This window comes from Caulobacter sp. 73W, from assembly GCF_041021955.1.
In the GTDB taxonomy this organism is placed as follows: domain Bacteria; phylum Pseudomonadota; class Alphaproteobacteria; order Caulobacterales; family Caulobacteraceae; genus Caulobacter.
On sequence record NZ_CP158375.1, the window covers coordinates 1,031,781 to 1,045,517 of the forward strand.

14 protein-coding genes are annotated in these 13,737 nt (G+C 69.3%); 6 read left to right on the top strand and 8 right to left on the bottom strand.

All coding sequences use genetic code 11. The features are described 5' to 3' along the window. Positions 1 to 24: 24 nt before the first annotated feature. Entirely contained in the window at positions 25 to 807 is a 783-nt protein-coding gene (locus ABOZ73_RS04820; protein WP_369061159.1) for a ComF family protein, read from the bottom strand. On the opposite strand from ABOZ73_RS04820, the gene ABOZ73_RS04825 reads away from it, so the two are divergent. Further along, the gene (locus tag ABOZ73_RS04825) at positions 806 to 1,708 is read left to right on the top strand and encodes a methyltransferase domain-containing protein (RefSeq protein ID WP_369061161.1); all 903 of its coding nucleotides are present in this window, start codon (positions 806 to 808) and stop codon (positions 1,706 to 1,708) included. The two genes, ABOZ73_RS04820 and ABOZ73_RS04825, sit on opposite strands and share 2 nt — an antisense overlap. Positions 1,709 to 1,755: 47 nt before the next feature. Here ABOZ73_RS04825 and mutT read toward each other — a convergent pair whose 3' ends face one another. Further along, positions 1,756 to 2,160, bottom strand: coding sequence for an 8-oxo-dGTP diphosphatase MutT (gene mutT / locus ABOZ73_RS04830; RefSeq protein ID WP_369061163.1), 405 nt, complete (start codon positions 2,158 to 2,160; stop codon positions 1,756 to 1,758). A 293-nt stretch (positions 2,161 to 2,453) separates the two neighbouring features. On the opposite strand from mutT, the gene ABOZ73_RS04835 reads away from it, so the two are divergent. Then, positions 2,454 to 3,923, top strand: a complete 1,470-nt coding sequence (locus ABOZ73_RS04835) for a DEAD/DEAH box helicase (RefSeq protein ID WP_369061165.1) — start codon at positions 2,454 to 2,456, stop codon at positions 3,921 to 3,923. Between the two features lie 79 nt (positions 3,924 to 4,002). Continuing rightward, positions 4,003 to 5,913, top strand: coding sequence for a PAS domain-containing protein (locus ABOZ73_RS04840; RefSeq protein ID WP_369061167.1), 1,911 nt, complete (start codon positions 4,003 to 4,005; stop codon positions 5,911 to 5,913). Between the two features lie 173 nt (positions 5,914 to 6,086). Here ABOZ73_RS04840 and ABOZ73_RS04845 read toward each other — a convergent pair whose 3' ends face one another. The 3 genes from ABOZ73_RS04845 to ABOZ73_RS04855 form a co-directional block, all read right to left on the bottom strand. Beyond that, a complete protein-coding gene (locus tag ABOZ73_RS04845; protein WP_369061168.1) occupies positions 6,087 to 7,595 on the bottom strand; it encodes a phospholipase D-like domain-containing protein in 1,509 nt (502 codons plus the stop codon). 80 nt (positions 7,596 to 7,675) lie between these two features. Beyond that, complete coding sequence (locus tag ABOZ73_RS04850; RefSeq protein WP_369061170.1) at positions 7,676 to 8,020, bottom strand: P-II family nitrogen regulator; 345 nt, start codon at positions 8,018 to 8,020, stop codon at positions 7,676 to 7,678. A 38-nt stretch (positions 8,021 to 8,058) separates the two neighbouring features. Continuing rightward, on the bottom strand, positions 8,059 to 8,826 hold the full coding sequence (locus tag ABOZ73_RS04855; protein ID WP_369061171.1) for a methyltransferase domain-containing protein: 768 nt from the start codon (positions 8,824 to 8,826) through the stop codon (positions 8,059 to 8,061). Between the two features lie 86 nt (positions 8,827 to 8,912). On the opposite strand from ABOZ73_RS04855, the gene gloB reads away from it, so the two are divergent. Together gloB and ABOZ73_RS04865 are read left to right on the top strand one after the other, a co-directional pair. Further along, a complete protein-coding gene (gloB, locus tag ABOZ73_RS04860; RefSeq protein WP_369061173.1) occupies positions 8,913 to 9,638 on the top strand; it encodes a hydroxyacylglutathione hydrolase in 726 nt (241 codons plus the stop codon). Next, on the top strand, positions 9,635 to 10,093 hold the full coding sequence (locus ABOZ73_RS04865) for a hypothetical protein (protein ID WP_369061175.1): 459 nt from the start codon (positions 9,635 to 9,637) through the stop codon (positions 10,091 to 10,093). The genes gloB and ABOZ73_RS04865 overlap by 4 nt, the downstream gene beginning before the upstream one ends. Here the strand turns inward: ABOZ73_RS04865 and ABOZ73_RS04870 are convergent. From ABOZ73_RS04870 to ABOZ73_RS04880, 3 genes are all read right to left on the bottom strand, one after another. Then, positions 10,023 to 10,736 (bottom strand): DUF4908 domain-containing protein, encoded by a 714-nt coding sequence (locus tag ABOZ73_RS04870; RefSeq protein ID WP_369061177.1) that lies wholly within the window; start codon positions 10,734 to 10,736, stop codon positions 10,023 to 10,025. The two genes, ABOZ73_RS04865 and ABOZ73_RS04870, sit on opposite strands and share 71 nt — an antisense overlap. A gap of 158 nt (positions 10,737 to 10,894) precedes the next feature. Beyond that, a complete protein-coding gene (phbB, locus tag ABOZ73_RS04875; protein ID WP_369061178.1) occupies positions 10,895 to 11,620 on the bottom strand; it encodes an acetoacetyl-CoA reductase in 726 nt (241 codons plus the stop codon). Between the two features lie 61 nt (positions 11,621 to 11,681). Then, the gene (locus ABOZ73_RS04880) at positions 11,682 to 12,857 is read right to left on the bottom strand and encodes an acetyl-CoA C-acetyltransferase (RefSeq protein WP_369061180.1); all 1,176 of its coding nucleotides are present in this window, start codon (positions 12,855 to 12,857) and stop codon (positions 11,682 to 11,684) included. A 211-nt stretch (positions 12,858 to 13,068) separates the two neighbouring features. On the opposite strand from ABOZ73_RS04880, the gene phaR reads away from it, so the two are divergent. Further along, a complete protein-coding gene (phaR, locus tag ABOZ73_RS04885) occupies positions 13,069 to 13,728 on the top strand; it encodes a polyhydroxyalkanoate synthesis repressor PhaR (RefSeq protein WP_369061182.1) in 660 nt (219 codons plus the stop codon). Positions 13,729 to 13,737: the final 9 nt, after the last annotated feature.

Genomic DNA, 13,737 nt, shown 5'->3' on the forward strand with positions numbered 1-13,737 from the left:
GTCCGCAAGATTGGTGTCCAAGCTCTACATAGACACGTCGGGCGCTTCTTTCACCCTCGCGATGACGGCGGCGGTCACGCCAACCGCACCGGCGGCGAGCAACGCCTTGGCGCAGGCCTCCAGCGTCGCGCCCGTGGTCATCACGTCATCCACCAGCAGGATACGCCTGCCCTCCACCTGGCGACACCGTCCTGACGGGACCGCGAAGGCCCCGGCGACATTGCGGCGGCGGCCGGAGCCGGACTTGCCGCCTTGCGTCGCGGTGGCCCGGCGGCGGACCAGGGCGTCGGGCAGATGGGGGCGATCCGCCAGACGGGCCAGGGGCCGCGCCACCTCGGCGGCCTGGTTGTAGCGGCGGGCGAACAGGCGGGCGGGGTGCAACGGGACGGGGGCGATGGCGTCGGCCTCGACCAGCAGGTCGGCGGCGGCCCGGCTCAACCATCGGGCCATCAGGGGCGCCAGGTCAGTGCGGTCGGCGTGCTTCAATTGCAGGATCAGGTTGCGGGAATGCTCGTCATAGAGACAGGCGGCCCGCGCCCGGGCGAAGGCCCTGGGCTTGGTGGAGCAGGCGGGACAGGCCACGCCCGGCCCCGGATCGAAGTCGAACGGCGCGCCGCAGCCGTCGCAGACCGGATCGGCGATGAAGGTGATCCGGCCCCCGGCCTCCGCGCCCAGGCCAGGACTGCCGACCGCCCCGCCATCCAGGGCCTGCGGCGGCAAAAGCAGGTCGAGAAAGCCACGTCCGACGGAAATCAGCGACGGCCCTGGTTTCCAGCCGCCTTGCAAGTCGCCATGTTGCGCGCCCATGAGCACCCCGCCGAAATTGTTCGACCGTGATCTCCTGCGTCGACGCCTCGACCGCGCCGCCGCCGGCTACGCCCAGGCTGACTTCCTGAAGGCTCGCGCCGCCCAGGACGCCGCCTGGCGCCTGGAGCCGATCATGCGACGCTTTCCGCTCGCCGTCGATCTGGGCGCCCGGGGCGGCGCGTTCCGGCGCGCCGTGGCCCAGAGCGACGCGGCCGACAAGATCGACCTGCTGATCGAAACCGAGATCACGGCTTCGATGCTGGGCCCGGTCGGCGCGCGGCTGGTGGCGGACGAGGAGCGCCTGCCCTTCGCCGACTCCAGCCTGGACCTGATCGTCTCGACCCTGGCCCTGCACTGGACCAATGACCTGGTCGGGTCGCTGATCCAGGCGCGGCGGGCGCTGAAGCCGGACGGCCTGTTCATCGGCTCGTTCCTGGGCGGCGCCACCCTGACCGAGCTTCGTCAGGCGCTGCTGGAGGCGGAGTCCGAGCTGAGCGGCGGCGCGGCCATGCGCGTCTCCCCCTTCGCCGACCATTCGGACGCGGCCGGCCTGCTGTCCCGGGCCGGGTTCGCCCTGCCGGTGGCGGATGTGGACCGGGTGACCGTGCGCTACGCCCACCCCATCGAACTGCTGCGCGACCTGCGCCGCATGGGAGAGACCAGCGTGCTTTCCGACCGCCCGCGCAAGCCGATGACCCGCGCCCTGCTGGGCCGGGCGCTGCAGATCTATGTGGAGCGCTTCGCCGAACCCGACGGCCGCGTGCCCGCCACCTTCGAGATCCTGACCATCACCGGCTGGGTCCCGCACGAAAGCCAGCAGAAGCCCCTGGCGAGAGGCTCGGCCCAGGTGGGGCTGGAAGAAGCGCTGTCGGTGGTGCGGAAGAACCGCGGCGACGCCTAGATTCCCCTCTCCCCATTTCGCGGGAAAGGTTTCAGGGCGCACTCACCTCACAGCAGATCCCGCAGCCACGCCACCAGGGGCAGATCCGCCGGGGGCATGGGGTACTTGTCCATGTCGGCGGGCTTCACCCAGGCGAGGCCCGCGTGCTCCTTCTGCTGCACGAAGCCCTCCCACCGGCGGCAGAGGAACAGCGGCATCAGCAGGTGGAAGCTCTCGTACTCGTGGCTGGCGAAGACGAAGGGCGCCAGGCAGGCCTTGGCGACCTGGATGCCAAGCTCCTCGTCCAGTTCGCGGATCAGGCAGGCCTCGGGCGTCTCGCCCGGCTCGACCTTGCCGCCCGGAAACTCCCACAGCCCGGCCAGTTGCTTGCCCTCGGGCCGTTGGCACAACAGCACCCGCCCATCGACATCGACCAGGGCGGCGGCGGCCACGAGAACGATCTTCTTTTCCATGGCCGAGGTGTCGCCGGGTGGCGGCGAGAATGCAACAGGCCGCGTCAGAATGGCGCCAACCCCTGTCGAATCTTGACTTTTGCACCGCAGCATACGATATCGGCCTCGCGTCTCAGTCGACGCTATCCGGTGCTCCAGCCGCGTGAGGGTCCTTCGGGACCAGCCTGTCGAGCGCCCTGAAAGATTTCCGACATAGACCGCCCGGGCCACGCGGGGCGCTCCCCAAAGACCCGACCGCCCAGCGGCCGAGCCTTGCGCTCGGCTGCGCGCTGTCTGTTATGAAAAGAGACTACGTGACTCAGTTCACCGATTTCGGCCTCGCCAAACCGCTTCTGAAAGCGCTGGCCGACAAGGGCTACACCCAGCCCACCCCCATCCAGGCGAAAGCCATCCCCACGGTCATGACCGGCCGCGACCTGCTGGGCATCGCCCAGACCGGCACCGGCAAGACCGCCGCCTTCGCCCTGCCGATCCTGCATCGCCTGGCCGAAGACCGTAAGCCGGCCCCGCGCCGCGGCTGCCGCGTGCTGGTCCTGTCGCCGACCCGCGAACTGGCCACCCAGATCGCCGACAGCTTCAAGGCCTATGGCAGCCACCTGGGCTTGACCGTCGCCGTGATCTTCGGCGGCGTGAAGTACGGCCCGCAGATGCGCGCCCTGGCCGCCGGCATCGACGTGCTGGTCGCCACCCCGGGCCGCCTGATCGACCACCTGGGCGAGAAGAGCGCCAACCTGTCGGGGACCGAGATCTTCGTCCTCGACGAGGCCGACCAGATGCTCGACATGGGCTTCATCGTCCCGATCCGCCGCATCGTGCAGCACCTGCCCAAGGAACGTCAGAACCTGTTCTTCTCGGCCACCATGCCGAGCGAGATCGGCAAGCTGGCGAGCGAGCTGCTGAAGAACCCCGAGCAGGTCTCGGTGACGCCCCAGGCCACCACGGTCGAGCGCATCAATCAGCAGGTCCTGTTCGTCGAGCAGCAGCGCAAGCGCGCCCTGCTGGCCGAGCTGTTCGCCGACAGCGCCCTGAAGCGCGTCATCGTCTTCACCCGCACCAAGCGCGGCGCCGACCGCGTGGCCAAGTATCTGGTCGCCTGCGGCGTCGAGTCCGCCTCGATCCACGGCGACAAGACGCAGGGCCAGCGCGAGCGCGCCCTGGCGGCCTTCCGCGCCGGCCACAGCCGCGCCCTGGTGGCCACCGACATCGCCGCCCGCGGCATCGACATCGACGGCGTCACCCACGTGGTGAATTTCGAGCTGCCGAACGTGCCGGAAGCTTACGTCCACCGCATCGGCCGCACCGCGCGCGCCGGCGCCTCGGGCGTGGCCTTCACGCTGTGCAGCGACGACGAGCGCAGCCTGCTGAAGGACGTCCAGCGCACCACGCGCCAGACGATCCCGTCCTTCGACCGCCGCAACGATAAGTCTCTCGCCGCCGCCCAGGCGGTGGAAGCCGAGCTGACCGGCGAGAAGCCGGAACGCGGCGAGCGCGGCGGCAATGGCGGCCGCAACGGCCGTGGCCGCAACAACAACGCCCGCCCCGTCGATCCCCGTGACGACGTGCCGAGCGCCCTGCGCAAGCAGCGCCGCCCGAAGCGCCCGCAAGGCCAGGGCGGCGGTCAGGGCCAGGGCGGCCAAGGCCGCCACGGCGAGCAGCGCAACGGCGGCAAGCCGGCCCAGAACCGCGCAGGCGGCGAAGGCTTCAAGGGTCCCAAGCGCCAGACGGCCGCCGCGCCGGAAAAGCGCTGGAGTCCGATCGACTAAGGCGTTTCGCCCGCTTGACTTCGACAGCTAAACCGCAAGGTTGAACCCATGCCCGCAAGGGCGTGGGGAGCTGTTCGTCTTGAAGGCCAAGGCCGTGTCCGCCGCCGATTTCCTGCCGCCGGCCCCGTTGGGCGGCGACATGGGCGAGCGCATGCGCGACCTGGACTGGGCCGCCACGCCCCTGGGTCCGCCCGAAGCGTGGTCCCAAGCCCTGCGTCTGACGCTGGGCCTGATTCTGGCTTCCGGATTTCCCATGGCCCTGCGCTGGGGACCCGAGCTGGTCATCCTCTACAATGACGCCTACGCGCCGATCCTCGGCGACAAGCACCCCTGGGCGCTGGGCCGGCGATTCGCCGATGTCTGGCCGGAGGTGTCGCAACAGCTCATGCCGGTGCAGGAAGAGCAGATCGCCGGCCTGCGCGGCGCGATCTTCACCGAGGACATGCCAGTCAGCATCCAGCGCCACGGCTCCGAACTGGAGGCGGCCTGGTTCACGGTCAGCTACAGCCCGGTGCCCGACAGCGAGTCCCCCACCGGGGTCGGCGGCATCATGGCCACGGCGGTGGAGACCACCAATCGCGTGCTGACGGAACGGGCGCTGCGGGCGAGCGAGGAACGGTACGAATTCGCTCTCGACGCCGCCGGCGCCGTGGGCACCTGGACCTGGGATATCCCGGCCGACAAGGTCTATGCCGACGAGCGGTTCGCCCGCCTCTACAACGTCGAGCCCGTGGCCGCCGCGCGCGGCGAAGCGATCTCGGCCTTCTTCGGCGCCATCTATCCCGACGATCGTCCGCGCGTGGAAGCGGCCATTCTGGGCCTGCTGGAAAAGGGCGGCGACTTCGCCGAGGAGTACCGCGTCACCGCCGCCGACGGGCAGGTTCACTGGATATTCGCCCGCGGCCGCTGTTACCTCGACGGCCAGGGGCGGCCGCTGCGCTTTCCCGGCGTGGTCGTCGACCTGACCGACCGCCGCGACGCCGAGGAGCGTCTGGTCATGCGCGAGGAGCAGCTGCGCCTGGCGACCGAGGCCGGCGACGTGGGCTTCTGGGACGTGGATCTGCGGACCGACAGCGTGGAGTGGTCGGATCGCACGCGCCAGATGTTCGGCCTGCGCCTGGACGTGCCCATCACCCTCAGCGACTTCTACGCCGGCCTGCACCCCGCCGACCTGGTGCGGGTGGCCGAGGCGTTCGGCCGGGCGATCAACCCCGACATCCGCGACGACTACGACATCGAGTATCGCACCGTCGGCCTGGACGACGGGATCGAGCGCTGGGTGGCGGCCAAGGGCCGCGCCATCTTCGCCCCCGACGGCACGCCCCTTCGCGCCATCGGCTCCACCCGCGACATCACCGAGCGCAAGAAGGCCGACGAGCACCTGCGCCTGATGGTCAACGAGCTGAACCACCGGGTGAAGAACAGCCTGGCCAGCGTTCAGGCCGTGGCCGCCCAGACCTTCCGCGGCGCCGCCTCGCTGAGCCAAGCCAAGGAGGCGTTCACCGCCCGCCTGATCGCCATGTCCGAGGCGCACGACATCCTGACTGACGAGAACTGGGAGGGCGCCGATCTCAAGGATGTGGTCGCCGCCGCCGCCCGCCTGCACGCGGGTGAAGACCCCCGCCGGTTCATCGCCGACGGCCCCCAGGCCCGCCTGTCGCCCAAGACCGCCCTGTCCCTGGCCATGGCCCTGCACGAGCTGGGCACCAACGCGGTGAAGTACGGCGCGCTGTCGACGCCGAGCGGCAAGGTGTCGGTGCGCTGGAGCGTCGAGGGCCGCGAGGCCGGACGCCGGCTGCAACTGGTCTGGACGGAATCCGGCGGCCCGCCCGTCAGTCCGCCCCGGCGTCGCGGCTTCGGCTCGCGCCTGATGGAAAAGGGCCTGGCGGCGGAACTGGGCGGCCAGGTGACCTTGAGCTTCGACGCCGCCGGGGTGGTCTGCACGATCGACGCCCCGTTGCTGGATGAAGAACCGCTCTCTTCCCCGTAGCGAAGCCTACGGAGCAGCCAGTCCATAAAACTCCGCTCATCCCGGCGAAGGCCGGGAACCAGATTCATCCAGAGCCTCAGCAGGGCTTCACCTGGGCCCCGGCCTTCGCCGGGGTGAGCGGTTGAAAGGCTGGATCTAGTATGCCGCTCCGCCAGCGGTGGGGGAGAACAACCTCAGCAGTCGTCGCGGCCGTCCATGACGCAAGGCAGCAGTTCAGCCAGGTCGCGCTTCAGCCGCTTGCGGCGGTTCCAGGGGTTCCAGGCGTCCTTGGTCGTGGTCGGATCGCCCAGGTGCCACTTGGCGACGAAGCGGGCGAAGGGTCCTGGCTTGCGGTTCTGGGCGTGGGGCAGCCGACGAGGTTCGTGGTCCAGCGCCTCGATGGCCGCCGCCAGACCGCCGTGGGCCGCCATGGCCGCGCCGACCTCATCGCTATGCCGCTCCATATAGTGGCCGACCAGTCGGGAGCGGAAGGCGCGGATAGCCATGCGGGTCGCCTCGCCGTCCGGCCCATGCTCGGCCTCCAGCGCCACGTCCAGTTCGCTGTCCAGACCGGTGGAGCGGTTGTTCAGGTTGGCCGAACCGATGCGCAGGAAGGTGTCGTCGATGATCGCCACCTTGGAATGGACGATCACCGCGTTCCCGCCCGGCGTCAGGGGCGTGTAGGCGGAAAAACGCCCCTGCACGTCCGCCGACCGCAGGCGGTGGATCGCCGCCGAACGGGCGCTGTCCATGGTGATCTGGTCGAAATAGCTGGGGCTGTGCGCCGGGCCGATGGCGACGATCTCCGGTCCGTCGGCTTCCAGCAGCCGCTCGACCAGCGCCTCCACGATCAGGGGCGAGGTCAGGTACTGGTTTTCCAGAACGATCAGCCGCTTGGCCGCCGCGATGGCGTCCAAGTGCAGGCGCAGGCATTCGCCGTGCCCCTTCTGGCCCTTCCAGTCCGAGGCGGTGCGCGCCAGGGCCACCGACTGGCGGCGCATGTGTATCGCCACGCTCTCGGGCCAGATCATCTCCCGCTCCGGCGGCAGGGGCGTCAGCGGCTCGCCGGTGGCGGTGCGCCAGCGCTGCACGAACAGCTCGCTCAGGGCCTGGCCGACCTGGCCCTCCATCATCATCGACACCTCGTGCCGGGCCGGATAGCGGCGGCCGTTCGGCAGCCGGCGGCGCGGATCGTGGTCGTCGTGGTGGCAGGTGTCCCAGCGGTCCGGCCCCATGTCGCCGCCGCTGATGAAGGTCAGGCGCCCGTCGATGATCACCGCCTTCTGGTGATGGCAGGCGCTCATCGGCAGGCTGTGGTCGAGGCGGAACTTCACCCGCGAGTCGGCGAAATAGGCCTGCGCCCGTTGCGGCGCGAACCATTGGGACGCGGCGATCGGCGGCGGCATGTCCCAGGCCAGGATGCGCACGTCCAACGCCGGATTCAGGGCGGCCATGCGCCGCAGCAGCAGACCGAGGCGGTCGGCGTGTTCGGGATTCTTGCTGACCGGCGAACGGTCGGGCGTCAGGCGGGTGAGCGGATCGAACGTCCAGGCCAGAATCCAGATCGAGGACTTGGCCTTGAGCAGCGACGCCTTAAGCGCGGCGAAATAGTCGGCGCTGTCGATGAGCAGCGCGATGCGGTCGGCCCGCTCCTCGCGCCAGCAATTCACGCCGGGACGGATGACTTCCGTCGCCTCGGTCATGCGCCCCTCATCCAGTGTCCCGACATCCCACATGCGGCGGGAACGCGCGAAACCGCCCCGCGGCTCCGCCAAGCTTGTTATCAGCCCGATATGGCGGAAGCGTCACGCTCGCCGGTGCGGATGCGCATGGCCTGTTCCAGGTCCAGGACGAAGATCTTGCCGTCGCCGATCTTGCCGCTGTTGGAGGCGCTGACGATGGCGTCGCTGACGCCGGCCACCAGGTCGTCGGAAACGGCGATCTCCAGCTTCACCTTGGGCAGCAGCTTCACTTCGTACTCGGCGCCGCGATAGATCTCGGTCTTGCCCTTTTGCCGGCCATAGCCCCGCACCTCGGTGACGGTCAGGCCCGACGCCCCGGCCTCGGTCACGGCGTCCAGCACCGCATCGAGCCGGCTGGGTTTGATGATCGCGACGATCATTTTCATGCGGTGTCTCCGAGCAAAACGAGCAGCCTAAGCTAGGCCTAAACCCCTGGCGTTTCCAAGCGATCCGACGCCCTGACCGGCGGAAGTCCCGCCGGCGCCGGTTGCAGGGCGCCGGGAACCAGCACATGCGCCCTGGCGCGCACGCCGCGCGGCTTCACGGCGAAGGTCTGCTTCACGGCTTCCATCAGGATGATGCCGGCGAATCCCGGCCACAGCCGCGCGCCGGCCTGCTCGAAACCCTCGGCCCAACGGGCGCAGCTGGTCATCGGCGGCACATAGAGGGCGCGGGTATAGCCGGTCGGCTCCAGCTCCGCCTCGCGCAGCAGGCTTTCCAACTGCAGGCGGGTGAACGGCAGGCCATGGCCGAAGGGCGTCTTCTCCGCATTGGCCCAGGCGCCGTTGCGCGCGGCGACGGCGACGATCACCCGGCCGGTCGGGGCGGTGATGCGCCCGATCTCACACAGCAGGGCCAGCGGATCGGCGCTTTCCTCCAGGGCGTGGACGGCCAGCACCCTGTCGAACATGGCGTTGCGGAAGGGCAGATCCCCCTCCTCCACCAGCACCGAGCGGTTGCGTCCCTGGCGGGGCCACACCTCCACCCCCTGGGCGGCGGGCATGGCGGCCACCACCCGGCGGGGGCGATGATCGAGATATTGCAGGAAGGGCGTGGGATAGCCGACGCCCAGCACGTCGAGCCCGGCGGCGTCGCCCCAGGCTTCGCTGACCTTGCGGGTCAGCATTTCGCGCGCGGCCTTGCCTAGGGGCGAGCCGTAGAAAGCGCGGAGTTCGAGCACGTCACGGCGCATAGGCGTTCTATAGCGGAGTCGGAGCCGATAGGGTTACGTCCATTGGGCTGATGCGCAAATCGCCATAGACGCCGCAGGGAAACACCATGCCGATCACCATCCACCAGTTCCCCTGCCTGTCCGACAACTACGGCTTCCTCGTGCGCGACGAGGCCACGGGCAAGGTCGCGACCATCGACACGCCGGACGCCGACGCGATCCTCGCCCAGGCCAAGGCGCTGGGCTGGTCGATCGACATGATCCTGAACACCCACTGGCATCCGGACCACGCCGGCGGCAACGCGGCGATCAAGGCGGCGACCGGCGCGACCATCGTCGGCCCCAACGAGGTGACCCGGATCGCGCCGCTGGACCGCCCGGTGGCCGGCGGGGACTCGGTGATGCTGGGCGAGACCACCTTCGCCGTCATCGCCAGCGACGGGCACACCTTGGGCCATATCGCCTATCACGACCCCGCCGACCGCGTGGCCTTCGTGGGCGACACCCTGTTCGCCCTGGGCTGCGGCCGCCTGTTCGAGGGCACGGCCGAGCAGATGTGGGACAGCCTGACCCGCCTGACCGCCCTGCCCGACGACACGCGGGTCTATTGCGCCCACGAATACACCGCCTCCAACGCCCGCTTCGCCCTGTCGCTGGAGCATGATGCTGCGTTGGCCGCGCGGGCCGAGGCGATCTTCGCCGCCCGCGAACGCGGGGAGCCCACGGTCCCCACGACGATCGGGCTGGAAAAGGCGACCAATCCCTTCCTGCTGGCCGGAAACGCCGAGCGGTTCGCCGCCGTGCGGGCCGCCAAGGACGCCTTCAAGGGATGACGGAAGACTTGGCGGACATCGTGCGCCTTCTGGACCTGCGGCCCTGGTCGGGCGGCTGGTGGAAGGAGATGGGCCGCTACGAGGACCCGCTGCGTATCCAGGGCCTGCTGCTGGTGCAGGTCGGCCAGTCCGTCGACATGCTGATGGAGACGGTCGAGGTCCTTAAGCTGAACAAAGGCGCGCCGGTGGCGGTGACCTTCACCTCGCCGGCGGGCGAGGTCTTCGGCTGCACCCTGCGCGAACAGGACCAGACCGCCGGGCCGGCCGGCTGGCGGCGGGAGATCCAGTGCCCTGCGGGCTGGAGCCTGCTGACCCGAACCCTGATGCCCGGCTATCCGTTGGACGAACCCGCCGTGCCCGACGCCCAGGTCGAGCCGGAGCCGGTCAGCGCTCCTCGGCTGCGGAAGCGATCTTCTCGGACGACGGCCGCCCGGCCAGGCCGAGGTCGGGGGTGACGGTGATCCGCACCACGCCCTTCTTCAGGTGAGCCGAGGGCTTCTTGCCCTCGTCGATGACCACCTTGTCGATCTTGGAGACGGCCTGCTTGCCGCCGGGACGGCGCACCAGGCGAGCCACCGCGTCAGCAGCCAGGGCTGCGGCGTCCGCGGCCAGGGCGGAGGACTCCGCCGTCACGTCCGCCTCGAACGAGATCAGCCGCTGGGCCGCGCGGCTGGCCTTGGCGCTGGCGGCGCCCAGGCGCTGCAGCACCGCCCCGGGGCTCAGGACCGGCAAGCGGATCGGCGCCACCTCGCCCGCCACCGCCGCGGCCGAGCCGCCAGGGCGCTGCTGGGTGAAGACGGTCATGCCGCCCAGCTTCGTCGCCCGCAGGACCGGCTGGCCCAGATCGTTCTTGTAAATGATGTCCCCGCGCGGCGCGGAGTGCGGCTCCAGCGCCCAGACCTCCGACTGACCTTCAAAGCGGATCAGCGGGCGGTTCTGGCTGCGGTCAAAGACGAAACGGACCCCAGTCTCGGAGACATAGCGGGCGGCCGGCGGCGGGGCCGCGCGGCGGGCTTCGTTGCGGGAATTGTACAGGGCTTCGCGCAGGCTTCCCGCCTGTGCAAGGGCGGGCGCGGCGGCGCCGAGCACCGCAAGCACGCACAGCGCGCCTGTCCCGTTGCGAACGGCGGCCCGGGAGATCGCCGATCTACGTCCTGTCATGAGTAAGCAGATGCATCCCGACTGGGGCGGATTTTGGACGTGCCACGCCCCAGTCTTGACGCTTCAAAGCGCCGCTATCAAGCGGCTCCCGCCGTTTATGCGGCCATGTACTGACCGCCGTTGAGGGTGAGTGTCGCGCCGGTCACAAAACCCGCGCGCTCGCCCGACAGGAACGAGACCATGTCAGCGATCTCCTCGCCCTTGCCCAGGCGTCCCACCGGAATGCCGGCGATGATGCTCTGCAGGACATTCTCCGGCACCGCCGCCACCATCTCGGTGTCGATGTAGCCGGGGCAGATGCAGTTCACGGTTATGCCCTTCTTGGCGTTCTCCAGGGCCAGGGCCTTGGTGAAGCCGATCAGGCCGGCCTTGGCGGCCGAATAGTTGGTCTGGCCCACCTGGCCCTTCTGGCCGTTGATCGACGAGATGTTGACGATCCGGCCCCAGCCGCGCTCGCGCATGCCCTCGATGACCTGACGGGTCATGTTGAAGGCGCTGTCCATATTCACGCGGATGACGTCCGACCACTGCTCGTAGGTCATCTTGTGGAAGAAGCCGTCGCGGGTGATGCCGGCGTTATTGATCAGCACATCCACCGGGCCGAGCTTGCCCTCGATCTCCGCCACGGCGCGGGCGCAGTCCTCGAACACGCCGACATTGCCCTTCACCACCGTGACGCCCAGTTCGGCGGCGCACTTGGCGGCGGCTTCCTCGTTGCCGGAATAGCCGGCGGCCACTTCCAGGCCGTCGGCCTTCAGCCGTTCCACGATCGCACGGCCGATCCCGCGCGTACCGCCCGTGACAAACGCCACCCTCGCCATGAACTTCCTCCGTTTGGACTTTTCATAGTTGTGGGCGCCGTTAGGTCACTTGTCGAGGCGGCTAGACGGCCTCGACGCACATGGCGACGCCCATGCCGCCGCCGATGCACAACGTCGCCAGGCCCTTTTTGGCGCCGGAGCGTTTCATTTCGTGCAACAGGGTGGTCAGGATCCGCGCGCCGGAGGCTCCGATCGGGTGGCCGATGGCGATGGCCCCGCCGTTGACGTTGGTCTTGGCCGGGTCGAGGCCCAGTTCGCGAACCACGCACAGGGACTGGGCCGCAAAGGCTTCGTTGCTTTCCACCAGGTCCAGGTCGGCGACGGTCCAGCCGGCTTTTTCCAGGGCCTTCTTGCTGGCCGGGATCGGGCCGGTGCCCATGATCTCCGGCTCGACGCCGGCATTGGCCCAGGAAGCGATGCGGGCCAGCGGCTTCAGCCCGCGCTTGGCGGCTTCCTCGGCGCTCATCAGCACCATCGCGGCCGCGCCGTCATTGAGGCCCGAGGCGTTGGCGGCGGTGACGGAGCCTTCCTTGGTGAAGGCCGGGCGCAGGCCCGAGACGCTGTCCAGGGTCGCGCCGTGGCGGATGTATTCGTCCTGGTCGACGATGGTGTCGCCCTTGCGGCCCTTGATGGTCACGGGCGCGATCTCGTCGGCGAATTTGCCGGCCTTCTGGGCGGCCTCGGCCTTGTTCTGGCTGGCGACGGCGAAGCTGTCCTGGTCGGCGCGGGTGATCTGCCAGCGATTGGCGATGTTCTCGGCCGTCTGGCCCATGTGATAGCCGTGGAAGGCGTCCCACAGGCCGTCCTTGATCATGGTGTCGACGAAGCCCAGGTCGCCCATCTTCTGGCCGTTGCGCAGGTGCGCGGCGTGGGGCGCCTGGCTCATGCTTTCCTGGCCGCCGGCCACCACCACCTTGGCGTCGCCCGCGGCGATCTGCTGGGCGGCGAGCGCCACGGCGCGCAGGCCCGAGCCGCACAGCTGGTTCAGGCTCCAGGCCGGGCTTTCCACCGGGATGCCGGCGTTGACCGACGCCTGACGGGCCGGCCCCTGGCCGGCGCCGGCCTGCAGCACCTGGCCCAGGATCACTTCGTCGACGTCGGCCGGGGTGACGCCCGCGCGCTCGATGGCGGCGGCGATGGCCACCTTGCCCAGTTCGTGAGCCGGCAGGCTGGACAGCGCGCCGTTGAAGGCGCCGACCGGGGTGCGGGCGGCGGAAACGATGACGATATCGGTCATGAGGAAAACTCCCGTGGTTCCCATGGGCCGCGATCTCCTGGGACCCGCAGCCTTCGTTATTGTGCAGTGCGGTAGAATGCACGCCGGGCGCACGGAGTCACGCGCGCATTTGATCGACACACAGCTGTCGTCTGACCACTGGCGCGTCGGGCGGCTATCCGTAATACTGCATCGCAGAACGGCCGAACGGGCCGCGCGCCCTGGGAACGAAATGTCCGAGAACAACGAAGCCGCTGAAGGCAAGGCGAACGCCAAGTCCGGCGAACGCGTGGTCATCAAGAAATACGCGAACCGACGCCTCTACAACACCGCGTCGAGCTCCTACGTCACGCTGGAACACCTGGCGGAGATGGTGAAGGAGGGCATCGACTTCGTGGTCTATGACGCCAAGACCAACGAGGACATCACCCGCCCGGTCCTGACCCAGATCATCTTCGAGGAGGAGAGCAAGGGTCAGACCTTGCTGCCCATCCAGTTCCTGCGCCAGCTGATCGGCTTCTACGGCAACTCGATGCAGGCCTTCCTGCCCAGCTACCTGGAGCTGTCGCTTGAAAGCTTCGCCAAGCAGCAGGAGCGCATGCGCTCGCAGTTCGAGAACCTGACGCCCGGCGCGTTCGCCGCCAAGGGTTTCGCCGCCGGCGCCTATGACGAGCAGATTCGCCAGAACCTGGCCCTGTTCGACCGCGCCATGAAGATGTTCTCGCCGTTCGCCTTCACGCGTCCGGGCGAGGAGGAAGCCGCCCCGCGCGCCGCCGAACCCGCGCCGCAGCCGGCCGCCAGCCGCGCCGCCAGCGACGACTCCCTGGCCGACCTGAAGCGCCAGCTCGACGCCATGCAGCAGCAGATCGAAAAACTGGCCTCCAAGCCCTGACCACCGGTT

What these genes read in the sequence shown, in the direction of transcription:
- ABOZ73_RS04825 (WP_369061161.1), top strand. Translation starts at nt 806, where the DNA reads ATGAGCACCCCGCCGAAATTGTTCGACCGTGATCTCCTGCGTCGACGC.
- ABOZ73_RS04820 (WP_369061159.1), bottom strand. Translation starts at nt 807, where the DNA reads ATGGGCGCGCAACATGGCGACTTGCAAGGCGGCTGGAAACCAGGGCCG.
- mutT (WP_369061163.1), bottom strand. Translation starts at nt 2,160, where the DNA reads ATGGAAAAGAAGATCGTTCTCGTGGCCGCCGCCGCCCTGGTCGATGTC.
- ABOZ73_RS04845 (WP_369061168.1), bottom strand. Translation starts at nt 7,595, where the DNA reads ATGACCGAGGCGACGGAAGTCATCCGTCCCGGCGTGAATTGCTGGCGC.
- ABOZ73_RS04850 (WP_369061170.1), bottom strand. Translation starts at nt 8,020, where the DNA reads ATGAAAATGATCGTCGCGATCATCAAACCCAGCCGGCTCGATGCGGTG.
- ABOZ73_RS04855 (WP_369061171.1), bottom strand. Translation starts at nt 8,826, where the DNA reads ATGCGCCGTGACGTGCTCGAACTCCGCGCTTTCTACGGCTCGCCCCTA.
- gloB (WP_369061173.1), top strand. Translation starts at nt 8,913, where the DNA reads ATGCCGATCACCATCCACCAGTTCCCCTGCCTGTCCGACAACTACGGC.
- ABOZ73_RS04865 (WP_369061175.1), top strand. Translation starts at nt 9,635, where the DNA reads ATGACGGAAGACTTGGCGGACATCGTGCGCCTTCTGGACCTGCGGCCC.
- phbB (WP_369061178.1), bottom strand. Translation starts at nt 11,620, where the DNA reads ATGGCGAGGGTGGCGTTTGTCACGGGCGGTACGCGCGGGATCGGCCGT.
- ABOZ73_RS04880 (WP_369061180.1), bottom strand. Translation starts at nt 12,857, where the DNA reads ATGACCGATATCGTCATCGTTTCCGCCGCCCGCACCCCGGTCGGCGCC.
- phaR (WP_369061182.1), top strand. Translation starts at nt 13,069, where the DNA reads ATGTCCGAGAACAACGAAGCCGCTGAAGGCAAGGCGAACGCCAAGTCC.